The sequence below is a fragment of the Nocardioides nematodiphilus genome (genome assembly GCF_020216525.1).
Lineage (GTDB): Bacteria > Actinomycetota > Actinomycetes > Propionibacteriales > Nocardioidaceae > Nocardioides > Nocardioides nematodiphilus.
Window position 1 is genome coordinate 100441 of record NZ_JAIWOY010000003.1, and the last position, 18236, is coordinate 118676.

General features: G+C 68.6%; 16 protein-coding genes and 1 tRNA gene. 13 read left to right on the forward strand and 4 right to left on the reverse strand.

Annotation, left to right across the window (positions count from 1 at the left end):
- Positions 1-37 precede the first annotated feature (37 nt).
- A complete protein-coding gene (gene pyk / locus KSO98_RS06505; protein WP_225284271.1) occupies positions 38-1504 on the forward strand; it encodes a pyruvate kinase in 1467 nt (488 codons plus the stop codon).
- A 53-nt stretch (positions 1505-1557) separates the two neighbouring features.
- On the opposite strand, the gene KSO98_RS06510 is transcribed toward pyk, so the two are convergent.
- A tRNA-Leu gene (locus KSO98_RS06510) sits at positions 1558-1630 on the reverse strand.
- Between the two features lie 69 nt (positions 1631-1699).
- On the opposite strand from KSO98_RS06510, the gene KSO98_RS06515 reads away from it, so the two are divergent.
- The 8 genes from KSO98_RS06515 (at position 1700) to KSO98_RS06550 (ending at position 8969) form a co-directional block, all read left to right on the forward strand.
- Positions 1700-2314, forward strand: coding sequence for an ANTAR domain-containing response regulator (locus tag KSO98_RS06515; protein WP_225284272.1), 615 nt, complete (start codon positions 1700-1702; stop codon positions 2312-2314).
- Between the two features lie 136 nt (positions 2315-2450).
- On the forward strand, positions 2451-3614 hold the full coding sequence (locus KSO98_RS06520; RefSeq protein WP_225284273.1) for a branched-chain amino acid ABC transporter substrate-binding protein: 1164 nt from the start codon (positions 2451-2453) through the stop codon (positions 3612-3614).
- Between the two features lie 88 nt (positions 3615-3702).
- Positions 3703-4704, forward strand: coding sequence for a branched-chain amino acid ABC transporter permease (locus KSO98_RS06525; protein WP_225284275.1), 1002 nt, complete (start codon positions 3703-3705; stop codon positions 4702-4704).
- A complete protein-coding gene (locus KSO98_RS06530; protein WP_225284278.1) occupies positions 4701-5909 on the forward strand; it encodes a branched-chain amino acid ABC transporter permease in 1209 nt (402 codons plus the stop codon). The genes KSO98_RS06525 and KSO98_RS06530 overlap by 4 nt, the downstream gene beginning before the upstream one ends.
- Positions 5902-6729 (forward strand): ABC transporter ATP-binding protein, encoded by an 828-nt coding sequence (locus KSO98_RS06535; RefSeq protein WP_225284280.1) that lies wholly within the window; start codon positions 5902-5904, stop codon positions 6727-6729. Before KSO98_RS06530 ends, KSO98_RS06535 begins: the two co-directional genes overlap by 8 nt.
- Complete coding sequence (locus tag KSO98_RS06540; protein WP_225284282.1) at positions 6716-7438, forward strand: ABC transporter ATP-binding protein; 723 nt, start codon at positions 6716-6718, stop codon at positions 7436-7438. Before KSO98_RS06535 ends, KSO98_RS06540 begins: the two co-directional genes overlap by 14 nt.
- A gap of 2 nt (positions 7439-7440) precedes the next feature.
- Positions 7441-8232, forward strand: a complete 792-nt coding sequence (locus KSO98_RS06545; protein ID WP_225284283.1) for an amino acid ABC transporter permease — start codon at positions 7441-7443, stop codon at positions 8230-8232.
- Between the two features lie 5 nt (positions 8233-8237).
- Positions 8238-8969 carry an amino acid ABC transporter ATP-binding protein gene (locus KSO98_RS06550; protein WP_225284284.1) on the forward strand — a complete coding sequence of 244 codons (732 nt, stop codon included), beginning with the start codon at positions 8238-8240 and terminating at the stop codon, positions 8967-8969.
- A gap of 79 nt (positions 8970-9048) precedes the next feature.
- Here the strand turns inward: KSO98_RS06550 and KSO98_RS06555 are convergent, their stop codons facing one another.
- Positions 9049-9861 (reverse strand): ABC transporter substrate-binding protein, encoded by an 813-nt coding sequence (locus KSO98_RS06555; RefSeq protein WP_225284285.1) that lies wholly within the window; start codon positions 9859-9861, stop codon positions 9049-9051.
- A gap of 177 nt (positions 9862-10038) precedes the next feature.
- On the opposite strand from KSO98_RS06555, the gene KSO98_RS06560 reads away from it, so the two are divergent.
- Positions 10039-10623 carry a GNAT family N-acetyltransferase gene (locus tag KSO98_RS06560; RefSeq protein WP_225284286.1) on the forward strand — a complete coding sequence of 195 codons (585 nt, stop codon included), beginning with the start codon at positions 10039-10041 and terminating at the stop codon, positions 10621-10623.
- Positions 10624-10636: 13 nt separating this feature from the next.
- Here the strand turns inward: KSO98_RS06560 and KSO98_RS06565 are convergent, their stop codons facing one another.
- Positions 10637-11083, reverse strand: a complete 447-nt coding sequence (locus KSO98_RS06565; protein WP_225284287.1) for a hotdog fold thioesterase — start codon at positions 11081-11083, stop codon at positions 10637-10639.
- 152 nt (positions 11084-11235) lie between these two features.
- Between KSO98_RS06565 and polA the strand changes: the two genes are divergently transcribed.
- Positions 11236-13923: a DNA polymerase I gene (gene polA, locus KSO98_RS06570; RefSeq protein WP_225284288.1), complete on the forward strand. Its 2688-nt coding sequence runs from the start codon at positions 11236-11238 to the stop codon at positions 13921-13923.
- Positions 13924-13937: 14 nt separating this feature from the next.
- Here polA and KSO98_RS06575 read toward each other — a convergent pair whose 3' ends face one another.
- Positions 13938-15230 (reverse strand): lipopolysaccharide biosynthesis protein, encoded by a 1293-nt coding sequence (locus KSO98_RS06575; RefSeq protein WP_225284289.1) that lies wholly within the window; start codon positions 15228-15230, stop codon positions 13938-13940.
- Between the two features lie 303 nt (positions 15231-15533).
- Between KSO98_RS06575 and KSO98_RS06580 the strand changes: the two genes are divergently transcribed.
- A complete protein-coding gene (locus tag KSO98_RS06580; RefSeq protein ID WP_225284290.1) occupies positions 15534-16091 on the forward strand; it encodes a hypothetical protein in 558 nt (185 codons plus the stop codon).
- Positions 16088-18178: a hypothetical protein gene (locus KSO98_RS06585; RefSeq protein WP_225284291.1), complete on the forward strand. Its 2091-nt coding sequence runs from the start codon at positions 16088-16090 to the stop codon at positions 18176-18178. The genes KSO98_RS06580 and KSO98_RS06585 overlap by 4 nt, the downstream gene beginning before the upstream one ends.
- Positions 18179-18236: the final 58 nt, after the last annotated feature.

The window sequence follows — 18236 nt, forward strand, 5'->3', positions numbered from 1 at the left end:
TCACATTGGAACGATCAAGAGACGTTAGGGTGGACCCGTGCGCAGAGCGAAGATCGTATGTACGTTGGGTCCGGCCGTCGACGGCGAGGAGAAGCTCAGTGAGCTCATCCACGCGGGCATGGACATCGCGCGGCTCAACATGAGCCACGGAGGTCAGGCCGACCACGCCGAGCGCTACAACGCGGTGCGCGCCGCCTCGGACAAGACCGGCAAGGCCGTCGGCATCTTCGCCGACCTGCAGGGCCCGAAGATCCGCCTGGAGAAGTTCGCCGAGGGCAAGGCCGTCCTCGAGCGCGGCCAGTCCTGGACCATCACCACCCGCGACGTCGCCGGCGACGCCACCATCTGCGGCACCACGTACAAGGGCCTGCCCGGCGACGTGAACGTGGGCGACCCGATCCTGATCGACGACGGCAAGGTCCGCCTGCGCGTGACCGGCGTCGAGAACGACACCGACGTGGTCACCGAGGTCGTCATCGGCGGCCCGGTCAGCAACAGCAAGGGCATCAACCTGCCCGGCGTCGCCGTCTCCGTCCCGGCGCTGTCCGAGAAGGACATCTCCGACCTGCGCTTCGCGCTCAACCTCGGCGTCGACATGGTCGCGCTGAGCTTCGTGCGCGACGCGAAGGACGCCGAGGACGTCCGCGCGATCATGCGCGAGGAGGGCCGTGTCGTCCCGATCATCGCCAAGATCGAGAAGCCGCAGGCCGTCGACAACCTCGACGAGGTCATCGAGGCCTTCGACATGTTCATGGTCGCCCGCGGTGACCTCGGCGTCGAGTGCCCCCTCGAGGAGGTCCCCTTCCTGCAGAAGCGGATCGTCGAGCAGGCCCGCCTCAACGCCAAGCCGGTCATCGTCGCCACCCAGATGCTCGAGTCGATGATCACCAACCCGCAGCCGACCCGCGCCGAGGCCAACGACGTCGCCAACGCCGTCCTCGACGGCGCCGACGCCGTGATGCTGTCAGCCGAGACCTCGGTCGGCGAGTTCCCGATCCACACCGTCGAGACGATGGCCCGGATCATCGCCGCCACCGAGGGTCACGCCTTCGCCGCCGGAGGCGGGGTGGGCCACCTGTCGCAGATCCACTGGGACCCGCACACCAGCTCGGGCGTCATCGCCAAGGCCGCCGAGGAGGTCGCCGAGCGCGTCGGCGCCAAGTACCTCGTCGCCTTCACGACCACCGGCGACTCGGCCCGCCGCCTCGCGCGTCTGCGCGGCCCCATCCCGCTGCTCGCCTTCACGCCGTTCGCGCCCGTGCGCAACCGGCTCGCGCTCAGCTGGGGCATCGAGACCTTCCTGACCGACGAGGTCGAGCACACCGACATGATGGTGCGGCAGGTCGACGAGGTGCTCCTCGCCGACGGCCGCATCAAGGAGGGCGAGCTCATCGTCATCATCGCCGGCGCTCCGGCCGGCCTGCCGGGCTCGACCAACGCCCTGCGCATCCACCGGATGGGCGACGCGATCAACGAGGTCTCGCCCGCGTACCGGAAGTTCTGACCCACGCACGCCGAAGAGCCCGCCACCGTGAGGTGGCGGGCTCTTCGCATCGGTGCCCCGGGTCGGATTCGAACCGACACTGGATGGTGTTTGAGACCACTGCCTCTGCCGTTGGGCTACCGGGGCGGCGCGGAGCAAACCTACCGGAGCGCCGCGGGGGACGCTGACTCCGGGCGTACCGACTAGCCTGTGGCGGTGACCGATCTACCCCCGCGCCGCGTCGTCATCGCCGAGGACGAGGTCCTCATCCGGATGGACCTCAAGGAGATGCTCACCGACGAGGGGTACGACGTGGTGGGGGAGGCCGGCGACGGTGCCGAGGCGGTGCGCCTGGCCGAGGAGCTGCGGCCCGACCTGGTGATCCTCGACGTGAAGATGCCGATCCTCGACGGGATCGCCGCCGCCGAGCAGGTCGCGCGCCAGCGGATCGCCCCGGTCGTGATGCTGACCGCCTTCTCCCAGCGCGACCTGGTCGAGCGCGCTCGCGACGCCGGCGCGATGGCGTACCTGGTCAAGCCGTTCAACCCCAGCGACCTGGTGCCGGCGATCGAGCTGGCCGTCAGCCGCTTCCAGGAGGTCGCCCAGCTCGAGGCCGAGGTGGGCGAGCTGACCGAGCGGCTCGAGACCCGCAAGGCGGTCGATCGGGCCAAGGGCGTGCTGCAGAAGGAGCTCGGTCTGAGCGAGACCGAGTCGTTCCGCTGGATCCAGAAGACGGCCATGGATCTGCGGCTCTCGATGCGCCAGGTCGCCGACGGAATCGTGGAGCACGGTGTCGGGATCGCCGGCGGGGGAGTACGTTCCGAGGGCTGAAACGACCTCTCAGGTTGCGTATCGGTAACGAATCGGGTCGAAACCGAGGCTGTGTCCGTGGGATGTCCCACGCGAGGGCCCGGACAGGGTTAGATTTCGGCAGATCACGTCCCAGTGAACAGTGGAGGAAACCCCGATGATGGGAACCAAGAAGACCGCTCGCATGCTCGCGGTCGCCGGCATCGCCGCGCTCGCCCTGAGCGCCTGCGGCAGCAGCGGCAACAACGCCAGCGACAACACCGCCGGCGGTGGTGGCGGCAAGGGCGGCTGCGGCAACTACAGCCTCGCCTTCATGGGCGCGCTCACCGGCGACGCCGGCGCACTCGGCGTCAACATGATCAACGGCGTGAAGCTCGCCGTCGACGAGTACAACCAGAAGCACGCCGACTGCAAGGTCACCGTCAAGGACTTCGACTCGCAGGGCAGCCCGGACAAGGCTCCGGCTCTCGCGACCCAGATCGTCCAGGACTCCTCCATCGCCGGCCTCGTCGGCCCCGGCTTCTCGGGTGAGTCGAACGCGACCGGCAAGACGTTCTTCGAGGCCGGCATGCCGTCGATCTCCCCGTCGGCCACCGACGACGGTCTCACCAAGCAGGGCTGGACCACCTGGCACCGCGTCATCGGCAACAACGGCGCCCAGGCGACCGCCGCCGCGAAGTACCTCAAGGAGACCGTCGGCGCCAAGAAGGTCTTCGTCGTCGACGACGCCCAGGACTACTCGAAGGGTCTCGCCGAGGCGTTCAAGACTGCTGCCGGCTCGATGGTCGTCGGCTCGGACCAGATCCAGGTCGGCCAGACCGACATGTCGGCCGTCGTCACCCAGGTCAAGGCCTCCGGTGCTGACGCGTTCTACTACGGCGGCTACTACGCCGAGGCCGGTCTGCTCGCGAAGCAGCTGCGCAACGCCGGCTTCAAGGGCACCTTCATGTCGGGCGACGGCGCCGAGGACCCGGCGTTCGTCAAGGCCGCTGGCTCGGCGGCCGCTGAGGGCGCGCTGCTGACGGCTCCGGCCGGTCCGGCTCCGGCCGACTTCAACAGCCGGGTCAAGGCCTCCACCGGTGCTGCCGCTGGTCTGTACACGACCCAGGCCTACGACGCCGCGAACATCTTCCTCGCGGCCCTCGACGCCGGCAAGACCAGCCACCAGGACATCAACAGCTTCATCGGCAGCTACACCGGTGATGGCGTCTCCGGCCCGATCGCCTTCGACCAGAACGGCGACATCAAGCAGTCGACGATCTGGGTCTACACCGTCAAGAACGGTCAGCTCGACCAGGAGAACCCGACCGCGATCAAGTGATCGTGATCGACACCTTCTGACATCCTGTGGCCGGGGCGGGGATCCTGCTCCGGCCACAGACACGTCCCCGCACACTGAGGAAAGAGCCGTGCACTTCGACGTACTATTCAACGACTTCACCGCCTATACCGCCGGCGGCCTCGTCTATGGCGCGATCTACGCGCTGATCGCGCTGGGCTACACGATGGTCTACGGCGTCCTGCAGCTGATCAACTTCGCCCACTCCGAGGTCTTCATGTTCGGGACCTACGCGATGGCCTGGGTCTTCGTCCTCCTCCACGGCACCGAACAGGTCCAGTGGGGTCTGGGCAGGGCCGCTCCCATCCTGCTGGTCTCGCTCGTCGCGGCGATGCTCGTCTCCGGAGCCGTGGCGCTCCTACTCGAGCGGGTCGCGTATCGCCCCCTGCTGAAGAAGGGAGCCCCGAAGCTGATCTGTCTCATCTCCGCGATCGGCGCCTCCTTCGCCCTCTCAGAGGCGATGGGTCTGCGTGACCGCTTCGCCGGCTGGGTCGGCCTCGACGGCAAGCTCGACAACTACGTGAGCAACGCGCGCAACCTCTACGCCAACCCGGTCGACATCAAGCCGCACACCTTCTTCACCGTCGGCGGCTACCACGTCAGCGACATCGACGTCGTCATCATCGTCGCGGCGCTGCTGATGATGGTCGCCCTGGTCTTCTTCGTCGACAAGACGAAGTTCGGCCGCGGCATCCGCGCGGTCGCCCAGGACCCCGAGTCGGCCACCCTGATGGGGGTCAACTCGACCCGCGTCATCCAGGTGACCTTCCTGGTCGGCGGACTCATGGCCGGCGCTGCGGCCATGCTCTACATGCTCAAGATCGGGACGACCCGGCCCAACATCGGCTTCCTGTTCGGCGTCAAGGCCTTCACCGCCGCCGTGATGGGTGGCATCGGCAACCTGCGGGGAGCGCTGCTCGGCGGCCTCATCCTTGGCGTCGTCGAGAACTGGGGGTCGGCCGTCTTCGGCAGCGACTGGAAGGACGTCGTCTCCTTCGTCCTGCTCATCCTGATCCTGCTCGTCCGTCCGTCCGGCATCCTCGGTGAGGCTCTCGGAAAGGCGCGCGCATGAGCACCAACACCGCTTCCGCCGCATCGACGGGCCCGGTGCGCCGCTTCGGCGCCTGGTGGGACTCCGTCGTCGACCGCTACAACGCCCAGCCCAAGGGAGCCAAGCTCGCCTGGGTGGTGCTGTTCGCGGTCTTCTTCTACGCGTTGCCGCTGCTGCGCCCGCCGATCATCACGACGGACCGCATCGACTTCGGTGGTGTCCTGTTCTCCTCGGCGGCCTTCGCCCTGGTGGCGCTCGGACTCAACATCGTGATCGGCTACGCCGGCCTGCTCGACCTCGGGTACGTCGGCTTCTACGCCACCGGTGCCTACACCACCGGTGTGCTCACCGCGCAGCACTGGCACTGGCCGTTCTTCCTGGCCCTTCCACTGGCGATCGCCGTCTCCATGGTCACCGGCGTCATCCTCGGCGCTCCGACCCTGCGGGTGCGCGGCGACTACCTCGCCATCGTCACGCTCGGCTTCGGTGAGATCATCCGGCTCATCGTCACCAACGTCGACTGGCTGGGCGCGGCGGGTGGCATCAAGAACATCCCGCACCCGAACAACATCGGGCCGGCACCCACGCCACCGTTCGACCCGGGCGGTCTCTTCGCGATCCCGCGCCTGCAGTGGAACGGGCTGATCCCCTCGATCGACCACACCCCGCTGCACCAGACCCACTTCCTGGTCTTCGGTGCGCTCGACGCCACGCCGTTCTACTGGCTGGTGCTGACCGCGCTGATCCTCGTACTGATCGGCGACCGGCTGGTCAAGGCCAGCCGCGTCGGCCGGGCGTGGGAGGCAACCCGCGAGGACGAGGACGCCGCCGAGCTGATGGGGGTGCCGACGTTCCGCTACAAGCTGCTCGCGTTCGCACTCGGTGCTGCCATCGGTGGTCTCTCCGGCTCGCTCTACGCCAGCAGCCAGGGCAGCTTCATCAGCCCGCAGAGCTTCCCGCTGCTGCTCTCCATGCTGTTCGTCGCCGCCGTCATCGTCGGTGGCTCGGGCAACCGCTGGGGCGCGATCGCGGGCGGCGTGCTGGTGGCCTACCTGCCGGAGCGCTTCCGCGACTTCGCCGACTACCGTTTGCTGGTCTTCGGCATCGCGCTGATGGTGCTGTCGATCTGGCGCCCGCAGGGGATCTTCCCCTCGACACGCGCACGACGCGCCAAGGCGGCCGCCGAGGAGATCGAGGAGCTCGAGGAGGGGCCCGCCCATGTCTGAGACCACTACCACCGCAGCGACGGCGACCGGCGCGACCGGCGAGAGACTGCTCGAGGTCGATGACGTCACCATCAAGTTCGGCGGCCTGACGGCCCTCGACTCGGTGACGTTCGACATCAAGCGCGGCGAGATCCTGGGGCTGATCGGTCCCAACGGCGCCGGCAAGACGACCTGCTTCAACGTGATGACAGGCGTCTACCGGGCGACGTCGGGCGAGGTCCGCCTGGACGGCGCGCCCCTCGGCAAGCTGAAGAAGTACGAGATCACCAAGCTCGGCATGGCCCGGACGTTCCAGAACATCCGGCTCTTCAAGACGATGACGGTCCTGGAGAACGTCATGGTCGGCGCCGACGCCAACAGCAAGGTCGGCTTCCTCAACGCGCTGTTCCGCACGCCGCTGCACCGCCGGACCGAGAGCGCGGCCAAGGCCCGGGCGCGTGAGCTGCTCGACCTGGTCGGCATCAGGGCCGACGAGAACGAGCTGGCGTCCAACCTCTCGTACGGCGACCAGCGCCGTCTGGAGATCGCGCGTGCCATGGCGACCGAGCCCAAGCTGCTGTGCCTGGACGAGCCGGCCGCCGGCTTCAATCCGGCCGAGAAGCAGCGGCTGATGGAGCTGATCCGCAAGGTCCGCGACGCCGGCTACACCGTGCTCCTCATCGAGCACGACATGCGCCTGGTCATGGGCGTCACCGACCGGATCGTGGTCCTGGAGTTCGGTCGCAAGATCGCCGAGGGCACGCCGGCCGAGGTCCGAGAGAACCCCGCGGTCATCGCGGCCTACCTGGGTGTCGAGGAGGACGACGATGCCGCTTCTTGAGGTTGAAAGCCTCTGCGTCAACTATGGCCACATCGAGGCGATCCGTGACATCTCGTTCAGCGTCGAGCGAGGCACGATCACCACCTTGATCGGCGCAAACGGCGCGGGCAAGACCACCACCCTGAAAACGATCTCCGGCCTGCGTACCGTGCGGGCCGGCAAGATCATCTTCGACGGCAAGGACATCACCAACCTCCCGCCGTACGAGCGCGTCAAGCTGGGCCTGAGCCAGTCTCCCGAGGGTCGCGGGGTCTTCCCCGGCATGACCGTCCGGGAGAACCTGGACATGGGCGCCTTCGTCCGCACGGACACCAAGACGCCTGCGTACAAGGAGGACCTGGACCGGGTCTACGCGCTCTTCCCTCGTCTGGAGGAGCGGGCCAAGCAGGTCGCCGGCACCATGTCGGGCGGCGAGCAGCAGATGGTCGCGATGGGCCGTGCGCTGATGGCGCGGCCCAAGCTGGTGCTGCTCGACGAGCCGTCGATGGGTCTGGCACCCAAGCTGATCGCGCAGATCTTCTCGATCATCGACGAGATCAAGGCCCAGGGCACCACCGTGCTCCTGGTCGAGCAGAACGCCGCTCAGGCGCTCAAGCGCTCCGACACCGCCCACATCCTGGAGACGGGCGAGATCGTCCGCTCCGGCACGGGCACCGAGCTCGCCGCCGACGGCTCGGTCAAGGCCGCCTACCTCGGCGGAGACGTCTGACCGTGAGACGCTCCACCAAGCGATACCTCCGCCAGGGCGGCCTGTACGCCGTCCTGGCGGCGGTGGTCATCTTCCTCGCCGTCTCCGTCGACTGGGGCAACGTCCATAGGAATTTCTGGACGCCGGGCCTCGGCGACAACTGGCACGACCTGATCCTCACGGGCGTGAAGAACACCGCGATCTACACGGTGATCTCCTTCGCGCTCGGTTTGGCGCTCGCGCTGCTGCTGGCGCTGATGAAGCTCTCCGACGTGCTCGTCTACCGCTGGATCGCGACGGTCTACATCGAGCTCTTCCGCGGTCTGCCGGCGCTGATCACGATCCTGTTCATGGCCTTCGCCGTGCCGATCGCGTTCCAGTGGCATGCTCCGGGCGGTACGGCCGGCGCCGGTGTGATCGGCCTGGTCATGGTCGCCGGTGCCTACATGGCCGAGACGCTGCGAGCCGGTCTCCAGGCGGTGCCGAAGGGCCAGACCGAGGCGGCCCGCTCGCTGGGCATGGGCCCGGTCGCGACGCACGTCCACGTCATCATCCCGCAGGCGTTCCGGATCATCATCCCGCCGCTGACCAACGAGTTCGTGCTGCTGATCAAGGACACCTCGCTGCTCTCGATCGTCGGCGCGGCCGTCGGCCAGCGCGAGCTGACCAACGTCAGCCGTGACTTCCTCAGCTCGGGGAGCACCGCCGGAACCGGGACCAGCCTCGCCCAGGCGGCGTTGTTGTACCTGATCATCACGCTTCCTCTGACCCGCCTCGTGGCGTGGCTCGAGAAGCGCCAGCAGAGGGCCCGGTGAGTGCGATGACCGCAGCCATCCACGTCAGCAAGCTGCACAAGTACTTCGGCAAGAACGAGGTGCTCAAGGGCATCGACTTCCAGGTCGACCCTGGACAGGTCGTCTGTGTCGTCGGCCCGTCGGGATCGGGCAAGTCGACCCTGCTGCGCTGCGTCAACCGGCTCGAGGAGCCGACGTCGGGGCAGATCCTGGTCGAGGGCATCGACATCACCGACCCGGAGACCGATCTCGACTCGGTGCGCACCCGGATCGGGATGGTCTTCCAGCAGTTCAACCTCTTCCCGCACATGACGGTGCTGCAGAACCTGTGCATCGCTCAGCGCACGGTGAAGAAGCGTTCCAAGGCCGAGGCGATCGAGGTCGCCCGGCGCAACCTCGCCAAGGTCGGGCTGTCCGAGAAGGAGGGCGCCTTCCCGGCGCACCTCAGCGGCGGCCAGCAGCAGCGGGTCGCGATCGCGCGGGCGCTGTCGATGGACCCCGACATGATGCTCTTCGACGAGCCCACCTCCGCGCTCGACCCCGAGCTCGTCGGTGACGTGCTGGACATCATGAAGCAGCTCGCGGCCGAGGGCATGACCATGATGGTCGTGACCCATGAGATGGGCTTCGCCCGCGAGGTCGGCGACAAGCTGGTCTTCATGGACGGCGGAGTCATCGTGGAAGAGGGGGACCCGCGCGAGGTGCTCGCCAACCCGCGGCACGAGCGCACCCAGGCATTCCTCTCCAAGGTGCTCTGAGGCGCACCGACGCACCACCCAGAGACACGAAGAAGCCCCCGGCCGGTCGGCCGGGGGCTTCTTCGTACACCGCGTGCGATCAGCTGGTCGCGAAGTACTTGTCGTAGATCTTCTTGTACGTGCCGTCGGACTTCATCTTGGCGAGGTCCTGGTTGACGGCCTGGACCAGCTTGTCGTTGCCGAGCTTGGCGGCGAGGCCGTACGACTCGCCGGTGCTGTACTTCTCGACGACCTTGAAGTCACCGGTCTTCTGGTGCTCGATGTTGACCGGGAGGTCCTGGAGCAGGGCGTCGACCTGCCCGGCCTTGATCGCCAGGAACATCTCGGCGTCGCTCGGGAAGTCGATCACCTGGGCGCCCTTGGCGTGCTCGGTCGCGTAGGCCTTGCCGGTGGTGCCCTTCTGGACACCGACCTTCTTGCCGGCGAGGTCCGCGATCGAGGCGATCGAGGAGTCGGCCGGCACGAGCAGCGACTGCTCCGAGTCGTAGTAGCCGTCCGTGAACGACAGGTGCTTGGCGCGGTCGTCCGTGATGGTCAGAGCGCTGGAGACCAGGTCGCAGGTGCCGGCGTTGAGGGTCAGACCGCTCTGCAGGCCGTCGAAGTCCTCGTCGAGGACCTTCAGCTTGAGGCCGAGGTCGGTGGCCAGCTGGGAGTCGATGTCGATGTCGAAGCCCTTGAAGCCGCTGGCCGAGGTCTTGTCGAAGTCCTCGAACGGCGCGTACGGCACGTCCGAGCAGACGGTCAGGGTGCCGGAGGAGACCAGGTCGAGGTTGGCACCGGCGCCCGTGGACGAGCCGGCGTTGTCCGTGGCGTTGTTCGTCGAGCTGCCGCACGCGGCGAGCATGAGAGTGGCGGCTACGGCGGTGGCGCCGAGCATCGTGCGCTTGATCATGGGCTGACTGTAACGGCGCGTCCGCGAAAATTCCGCACTCGCGTGGATAGGGCCGTAACGATCGGAAGTCAAGAGTGTTTCGCCTCCGTTCGGACGCGTACGATCGGCCCTTGAGCATCCGGACCGGGGAGGGTCCGCGTGCGACTCAGGGGAACCGTCAATGGTTGGAGTGTGGGAGTGACTCGTTCACTGGTGACGCTGCGGGAGGCTGCGGCCTCGGACGCTCTGTTCTTGGTGGAGCTCTGGCACGAGAGTCTGCGACGTGCGGATCGACAGGATCAGTGCGCGGATCTTGAAATCGTTATCAAGGAGGCCGCGGCCTCGCCGGAGCGACGGCTCGTCATCGCCGAGTACAACGACGTCCCGGTCGGTGCGGTCTTCCTCAAGGTCACCACGCTGAGCCCGATCAACCTCGAGCCGATCGTGCAGGTGCTCTCCCCGCAGGTGCTTCCCTCGGCGCGTCGCAAGGGCGTCGGCCGCGCGCTGATGGAGGAGGCCGTGACCTTCGCCGATCAGCTCGGCGTCGCCCACGTGATGACCGCCGCCTCGTCGACGTCGCGCGACGGCAACCGCTTCCTGGCCCGGATGGGGTTCGGCGCCCACGCCACCCTGCGGGTCGCCCCGACCGCCGTGCTGCGAGGCAAGCTCACCAGCGGGCTCACGGCCGGCCAGCGCGCGGTGGCCAACCGCGGCCACCTCGGTCAGGTGCTGGCCGCTCGCCGCTCGATGCGGCACCCGCGCGCGGGCACCGGCGCCGCCTGACCCGCCCGTTCGATCAGCCGATGCGCTGGGGATCGATCAGCGCGCAGGTGATCCGCGAGGTGCAGACCCGCTTGCCGCGCTCGTCGGTGATGACGATCTCGTAGGTCGCGGACGTACGGCCGAGGTGGGCCGGCGTCGCGACGCCGGTGACGATCCCGCTTGTCGCCGCGCGGTGGTGCGTCGCGTTGATGTCCACGCCGACCGCGAGCTTGCCGAGTGTCTGCGCGTGCAGGCCGGAGCCCACCGAGCCGAGCGTCTCCGCCAGGGCGATCGAGGCGCCACCGTGCAGGAGGCCGTACGGCTGGGTGTTGCCCTCCACGGGCATCGTCGCGACCACGCGCTCGACCGAGATCTCGGTGAGCGTGACGCCCATCTTCTCGTTGAGGCCGCCCATCCCATGGGGCAGGGCGCTGAGGTAGGCGTCGATCTCGGTGCTGCTGAGCGGGGTCGTGTCGGTCATGGATCCATCGTGACAGACGTGCTGTCACGATGATGCGCGGGCCGGCCGTGTCAGTGCCTCCGGATGCCGCCGCTGCGCGTCCGCGCACCCGCTCGCGCGGAGCAGGCCAGCAAGGTCGATGCTCCTCGCCCACTTCGTCTAGGCTCGCGCCCGTGGTTGAAGCGAAGCGTCCCCGCCTGCTCCTGCTCGATGGTCACTCGTTGGCCTACCGGGCGTTCTTCGCCCTGCCGGTGGAGAACTTCTCCACCACGACCGGCCAGCACACCAATGCCGTGTACGGCTTCACCTCGATGCTGATCAACGTGCTGCGCGACGAGCAGCCGACCCACCTGGCCGTCGCCTTCGACGTCTCGCGGCAGACCTTCCGGATGGAGGAGTACAGCGAGTACAAGGCCAAGCGGGCCAAGACGCCCGACGAGTTCCGCGGCCAGCTGCCGCTGATCGAGGACGTGCTCACCGCGCTGCACATCCCGTTCCTGAAGAAGGACGGCTTCGAGGCCGACGACATCATCGCCACGCTCTCCACCCAGGCACGCGACGCCGGGATGGACGTCCTCATCCTCACCGGCGACCGCGACTCGCTCCAGCTGGTCCGCGACGAGGTGACCGTGCTCTACCCGATGCGCGGCGTCTCCGACCTCGCGCGGATGACGCCCGAGGCCGTCGAGACCAAGTACGGCGTGCCGCCCGAGCGCTATCCCGAGCTCGCCGCCCTGGTCGGCGAGGACTCCGACAACCTGCCCGGCGTCCCGGGCGTCGGGCCCAAGACCGCCGCGAAGTGGATCACCGCCTACGACGGCCTCGACAACGTCATCACCCATGTCGACAAGATCACCGGCAAGGCCGGTGAGAGCCTGCGTGCCCACCTCGGCGACGTGATCCGCAACCGTCGGCTCAACCACCTCATCACCGACCTCGAGCTCGGCGCCGCCCCCGCCGACCTCGCGGTGCAGCCGTGGGACCGCCAGGAGGTGCACACGCTCTTCGACAGCCTCGAGTTCCGGGTGCTGCGCGACCGGCTCTTCGAGACGCTCACCAGCGAGGAGCAGGTCGAGGAGGGCGGCTTCGAGCTCGACGGACGCCGGCTGGCGGCCGGAGAGGTGAGTGCCTTCCTCCAGGGACTGGACACGGGTCGGGTGGGCGTCCACGTCCGCGGGGCGTGGGGCTCCGGCACCGGTCGCGTCGACGGCATCGCGCTCGTCGACGGCGAGGGTGCCGCGGGCTACGTCGAGGTCGACGACCTCGAGGTCGCCGACGAGACCGCCCTCGCCGCCTGGCTCGCCGACCCCACCCGCCCCAAGGTGCTGCACGACGCCAAGGGCCCCCAGCTCGCGCTGGCCGGTCACGGGTGGCCGCTCGCCGGCCTCGCGCGCGACACCGCGCTGGCCGCCTACCTGGTGCGCCCCGACCAGCGCTCCTACGACCTGGCCGACCTGACGGTCCGCTACCTCAAGCGCGAGCTCAAGAGCGAGCAGGACGGCGGTGGCCAGGGGGCGCTCTTCGACGACCTCGATGGTGGCGCAGACGACGTCGCCGACACCGCGATGGTGTACGCGCGGGCCGTCCTCGACCTCGCCGAGGCGCTCGACGCCGAGGTGGATTCCGCCGGCGGCACGGCGCTGCTCGGCGACCTCGAGCTGCCGCTGCTGGGCCTGCTCGCTCGGATGGAGCAGACCGGTATCGCGATCGACTCCGAGCACCTCGAGTCGCTCGAGGCGCACTTCGCCGCCGAGGTCCGCCAGGCCGCCGAGGAGGCGTACGCGGTGATCGGCAAGGAGATCAACCTCGGCTCGCCCAAGCAGCTCCAGGTGGTCCTCTTCGACGAGCTCGACATGCCGAAGACCAAGCGCACCAAGACCGGCTACACCACCGATGCTGACGCGCTCCAGGGTCTCTATGCGAAGACCGAACATCCCTTCCTGCTTCACCTGCTCCGCCACCGCGACGTCACGCGTCTGCGCGTCACGATCGAGGGGCTGCTCAAGACGGTCCAGCCCGACGGCCGGATCCACACCACGTTCAACCAGACGATCGCCGCGACCGGCCGGCTCTCGTCGACGGAGCCCAACCTGCAGAACATCCCGGTCCGGACCGAGGAGGGGCGCCGCATCCGCGAGGGGTTCGTCGTCGGCACGGGTTACGAGTGCCTCATGACCGCCGACTACAGCCAGATCGAGATGCGGATCATGGCGCACCTGTCGGGCGACGAGGGGCTCATCGAGGCGTTCAGGTCCGGCCAGGACTTCCACTCCATCACCGCCCGGCGGGTCTTCGGCGTTGCCGAGGACGTCGCGGTCTCGCCCGAGCAACGCGCCAAGATCAAGGCGATGAACTACGGCCTCGCGTACGGTCTGTCGGCCTTCGGGCTCTCCCAGCAGCTCGGGATCTCGCCAGGCGAGGCCAGCGGCCTGATGGAGGAGTACTTCCTGACCTTCGGCGGCATCCGCGACTATCTGGCCAGCGTCGTGGACGAGGCTCGCCGGACCGGCTTCACCGAGACGATCCTCGGCCGCCGTCGCTACCTGCCCGACCTCACCAGCGACAATCGTCAGCGCCGCGAGATGGCCGAGCGGATGGCGCTCAACGCGCCCATCCAGGGCTCGGCCGCCGACCTCATCAAGGTCGCCATGCTCCGGACCGAGGACGCCATCGAGGCGGCCGGTCTCCAGTCGCGGATGCTGCTCCAGGTGCATGACGAGCTCGTGCTCGAGGTCGCGCCGGGGGAGAGGGACACCCTCGAGAAGGTCGTGCGCCAGCAGATGGGCGCGGCGGCGGACCTGCTGGTGCCGCTCGACGTGTCGGTGGGGACGGGACACTCCTGGCACGAGGCGGCTCACTAGTCGAGCCGCACCGGTCAGGCGGTCAGCGTCTCGGGCCGCGGCGTCCGCTGGTCGTGGCGCAGGTGCCACAGGCTGAGGGCGAGCAGGGCGACGGTGAGGACCCCGTCGACGGCGATGACGGCGTGGATGAGGGCGTCGAGGCGGTCGGGGCGCGGGATCGAGTGGATGTGCGCACCGAGGGCGAGCAGGACGACGACCGCTGCCCAGACCATCAGGCTGGCGGCGCGGTGCTGGCGGGCCAGGGCCGAGTAGACGAGCAGCTGAAGCAGCGACAGGAACGTCCCGATCACGGCGAAGAGCCAGAGCCGGTGCTGGATGGCGCTGTAGTCGTCGCCGCCGACGAAGACCAGGGCCAGGCCGGACAGGACTGCCGTGCCGGCGATGCCGAGGACACCCAGGCCGGCGATCGCGCCGAGGCTGGTGAGCAGCGCCCGCAGGCGTGTGCCCACTGCCGACATCGACGGGAACGCGATGACCACCACGGCCTGGGGAAGGAACAGCAGCGCCTTGGTCACGATGAGCCCACCGGCGTAGAGGCCGGCCGCGGCCGCCTCGGCGCCCTTGCCCGGCATGATGTTGCGCGCGATCAGCAGATCGATGTTGGAGAGCACGAAGAAGCCGAGGAGGGCCAGCGAGCCGCTGAGCATCTCGCGCACGGTGGCTCGTACAGCCCGGTGCGGGGCGTCGCTGCGCCGGTGTCGCAGGACGAACGCGCCGACGATGGCGGGCGCGAAGGCGGTGAGGGCGACGGCGGCCATCGCAGCGCCCTCCGTCGGTCGGACGAGCATCGCGCCTACCCCGACGATGACGCGCGGCACGCCCGTAGCGAGGTAGACCAGCGAGAGCTCGGACCAGCGACGCTCGCCCTGGAGGATGCCGCACTGGCCGCCGAGCACGGTGAGCGGAACGGCGGTCACGGCCAGCAGGAGCGCCGGATAGATGCTGTCGAGGCGCAGCAGCTCCTCGACCGGTTTGGCGAGCACGAGCATGCTCACCCCGAGGATCGCGGCCGTGCGATAGCTGACGGACTTGATGACCTGCTCGATCTCGCGCACGTCGCCGGGCGTCGAGGCGACGCGACGCGCGGCGGTGGCCTGCAGGCCGAGCTGGAAGACGCTGATGATGAGCAGCAGGTTCATCAGGCTCGCGATGCCGCCGTAGCGCTCGTTGCCGAGCAGGCGTGCGGCGATCATCTGGAAGCCGTAGGTCGCGACGTTCATCACCAGGGTGGCGATGGCCATCCCGGCCGTGCCGCGCAGCAGGGCGAGCACCTTGGAGCGCGGCGGAGCCGACGCGGTCGCAGTCACGGAGAGAGAGCCTAGGCGTCTTAGCGAGCGACGACGCGAACCAGGTGCAACCTCAGGCGCTGGCCGCGGGCGCCGCGGCGGGCTATCTGGCAGCAACCTGGAACCGTGGACGTCCAAATAATTTTTGTGCAAACCACCGCGAACTGCGGCAGAAGTGCCGATAAATGTGCAAAGAATGTGATCCAGCCTACACTTCCTCAAGGTTCGCGCCATGGGAGGGTGCGGGCCGTTCCGCGCGTAGGGCGTATGGAACATGCTTCGGAGGGAGTCCGCGCGATGCGCGCAACATTGTCGTCTCTGGTGGTGGGAGCTCTGCTCGCCGTCGCTGTGGTCGCTGTCATCGGAGTCAGCTCCGCGATGGATCTGGAGATCGAGCCGTACGCGCTCGCGGGCGTGCTCGCCGGCGGTGTCGTCGCCCTGATCCCCGAGCGCTCGGCGTTCGCCCGCCTGGGTGCGTTCGTGATCGGCTTCGTCGCCTCGTGGATCGGCTTCATCCTGCGCGCCGCCCTGATGCCCGACAGTGAGGGCGGCCGGACCGTCGCCGCGCTGATCACCCTGGCGATCTGCCTCCTCGCCGTGGCCATCAGCCGCACCCGCCTGCCGCTGGTCGCCATGCTCGTCGGCGTGGCCCTGCTCGCCGCCGCGTACGAGACGAGCTTCGTCGCCAACGAGGCCGAGGTCGCGCAGACGTCGATGGACGCGCTGACCGCGCTGCTCGTCGCCGTCGCCGTCGGCTTCGGCGTCGCTGTGCTGGCCGGCACCAGGAGTGTCGCCGTCGCGGCTGCCCCGGTCGCGCCCGTGGCACCGGCCGCGCCCGTCAGCGACACCATCAACATCAGCAAGGCCGAGGTGACCCGATGAAGAAGCGTCCGACCTACCTGCGCCCGCTCGCGGTCGCGGCTGTCCTGACCACCGCTGTCCTCGGTACGGGCGCTGCCACCGCGGCGACCTCGGGCGACTCCGGGGTCAAGGTGACCAACACCGAGAGCGTCCAGGTCTACCTGGACCCCGACGGCACGCTCGGCATGCAGCACGTCTACGAGCAGCTCACCCTCGCCGGCCACGGCTCGGTCAAGCTCTCCAACCCGATCGCCACCGACGGGCTGCGCAACCTCAACGGGTTCTCGGGTGTCTCCGTCAAGGACGGCAACCAGATCGTCGACACCACCGTCGACGGCAAGAAGCAGCTGCGCTCGGTGAGCAACTACAAGGGCAAGCTGCCGGTCACGCTGAAGATCGTCTACAAGCTCGACGGCAAGGTCGTGAAGCCCGGTGACCTCGTCGGCAAGTCCGGTCACCTCGAGGTCACGTACACGGTCGAGAACGTCACCGCCGTCCCGACCGACCTGACGTTCAACGACGGCAAGGGTGGCAAGGTCACCAAGTCCGTCGACGTCCCGATCCCGCTCGTCGGCAGCCTCAGCACCACCGCCCCGGAGAACTTCGACAACGTCGTCTCGAAGGAGGCGAGCATGGGTGGCGACGGCCACGGTGGCACGCAGATGCAGTTCACCATGACCCTGCTGCCCCCGGTCGGCCCGGCCACCTCGACCTTCGGCTACAGCGCCGACATCACCGACGGCGTCGTCCCGCGTGCCGAGCTCCAGGTGCTGCCGGTCGACCCGCTGCAGAGCCCGACCTTCTCCGGCGCGGCCGCCAGCTACAAGGGCGGCGCCGACACGGGTGTCGAGCTCACCGACGGCGCGCTCCAGATGGATGACGGCCTGGTCCGCCTGCGCGGCGGGGCCTCCGACCTCGTCGCCGGCCTGATCAAGCTGCACGACGGCGCCGGCCAGCTCAGCACCGGCCTCAAGGACACCGCCGTGCCCGGCGCCCACAAGCTCGCCGACGGCACCACCCAGCTGGACGACGGCGGCAAGAAGCTCGCCGACGGCGCCGGCCAGCTCAGCGACGGGCTGCAGCAGCTCAAGTCGAAGACGCCGCAGCTGGCGGACGGCGTGCACCAGATCTATGCGGGCCAGGTAGCGATCGCCGCCGGCCTCACGAAGATGTACGACGGCGTCACTGACCCGGCGAAGAAGCAGCAGATCGATCAGCTCATCGGCTGGGCGAAGACCGTCAACGACGACATCGGCTCCGCAGGCACCGCGGGCGACGGTGGCAAGACGGTCTTCGGCGCGCTCGTCGAGATCGAGGACCACCTCAGCAACCTGGACCAGTCGAACCCCGACGTCGCGGCAGCGCTGGGCGTGGCGCATGACTGGGTCGAGAAGTCGGGTAGTGGCTACAAGGGCAAGCTGACTGTCGACGCCATCAACGCGCTACTCGTCTCGATCGGAACCCAGACGGTCAAGAGCTCGCTCGCGGAGATCTCCGCGGGTCTCGGCACGCCGACCGGCCCCTGCGACACTAAGGACGAGAAGCGGCAGAGCCTGCGGGCCTGTATGGCACGGCTCGTCGATGGGGGCCGTCAGCTCAACGACGCCGTTCCGCAGCTTCGCGCGGGCGTCAACCAGCTCGCCGCGGGCAGTCTCCAACTCAAGGACGGCTCGTCCCAGCTGAGCGATGGTCTCGGCCAGGCCAACACCGGCGCGCACCAGCTCGCCGACGGTCTCGGTGCCGCGGCCGACGGCGCCGGCCAGATCGACGACGGTCTCGGCCAGGCCCGCGACGGTGCTCCGCAGATCGTCGACGGCGCCAAGCAGCTCTCGGAGAAGGGCAGCCAGAAGATCGCGCAGGCCGGTCAGGACACCGCCCAGAGCTACGGCGAGATGTACGCCGAGCTGGTCGCCGAGGGCAAGCGCGCCCGCGAGGACTCGATGGCCATCGGGGCTCCCGAGGGTGCCACCGCGATGACCGCCTACCAGTTCATCGTGACCGGTGACGACGGCCAGGGCTCGCGCAACACCGACCGCGCGCTGCTTGCGGGCGGCCTGCTCATCGCCACCGGCGGCGGCCTGCTGCTGCGTCGTCGCTTCGCACGCTGATCGATCCGTCCAGAGAGGGCCGGCTGCTCACGCAGCCGGCCCGGTCGTGATCCTCGGG

Excerpts from the sequence above, each read along its gene's own strand:
- KSO98_RS06555 (WP_225284285.1), bottom strand. The coding sequence starts at position 9,861 with ATGATCAAGCGCACGATGCTCGGCGCCACCGCCGTAGCCGCCACTCTC.
- KSO98_RS06565 (WP_225284287.1), bottom strand. The coding sequence starts at position 11,083 with ATGACCGACACGACCCCGCTCAGCAGCACCGAGATCGACGCCTACCTC.
- KSO98_RS06550 (WP_225284284.1), top strand. The coding sequence starts at position 8,238 with ATGACCGCAGCCATCCACGTCAGCAAGCTGCACAAGTACTTCGGCAAG.
- KSO98_RS06540 (WP_225284282.1), top strand. The coding sequence starts at position 6,716 with ATGCCGCTTCTTGAGGTTGAAAGCCTCTGCGTCAACTATGGCCACATC.
- KSO98_RS06520 (WP_225284273.1), top strand. The coding sequence starts at position 2,451 with ATGATGGGAACCAAGAAGACCGCTCGCATGCTCGCGGTCGCCGGCATC.
- KSO98_RS06530 (WP_225284278.1), top strand. The coding sequence starts at position 4,701 with ATGAGCACCAACACCGCTTCCGCCGCATCGACGGGCCCGGTGCGCCGC.
- KSO98_RS06585 (WP_225284291.1), top strand. The coding sequence starts at position 16,088 with ATGAAGAAGCGTCCGACCTACCTGCGCCCGCTCGCGGTCGCGGCTGTC.
- KSO98_RS06535 (WP_225284280.1), top strand. The coding sequence starts at position 5,902 with ATGTCTGAGACCACTACCACCGCAGCGACGGCGACCGGCGCGACCGGC.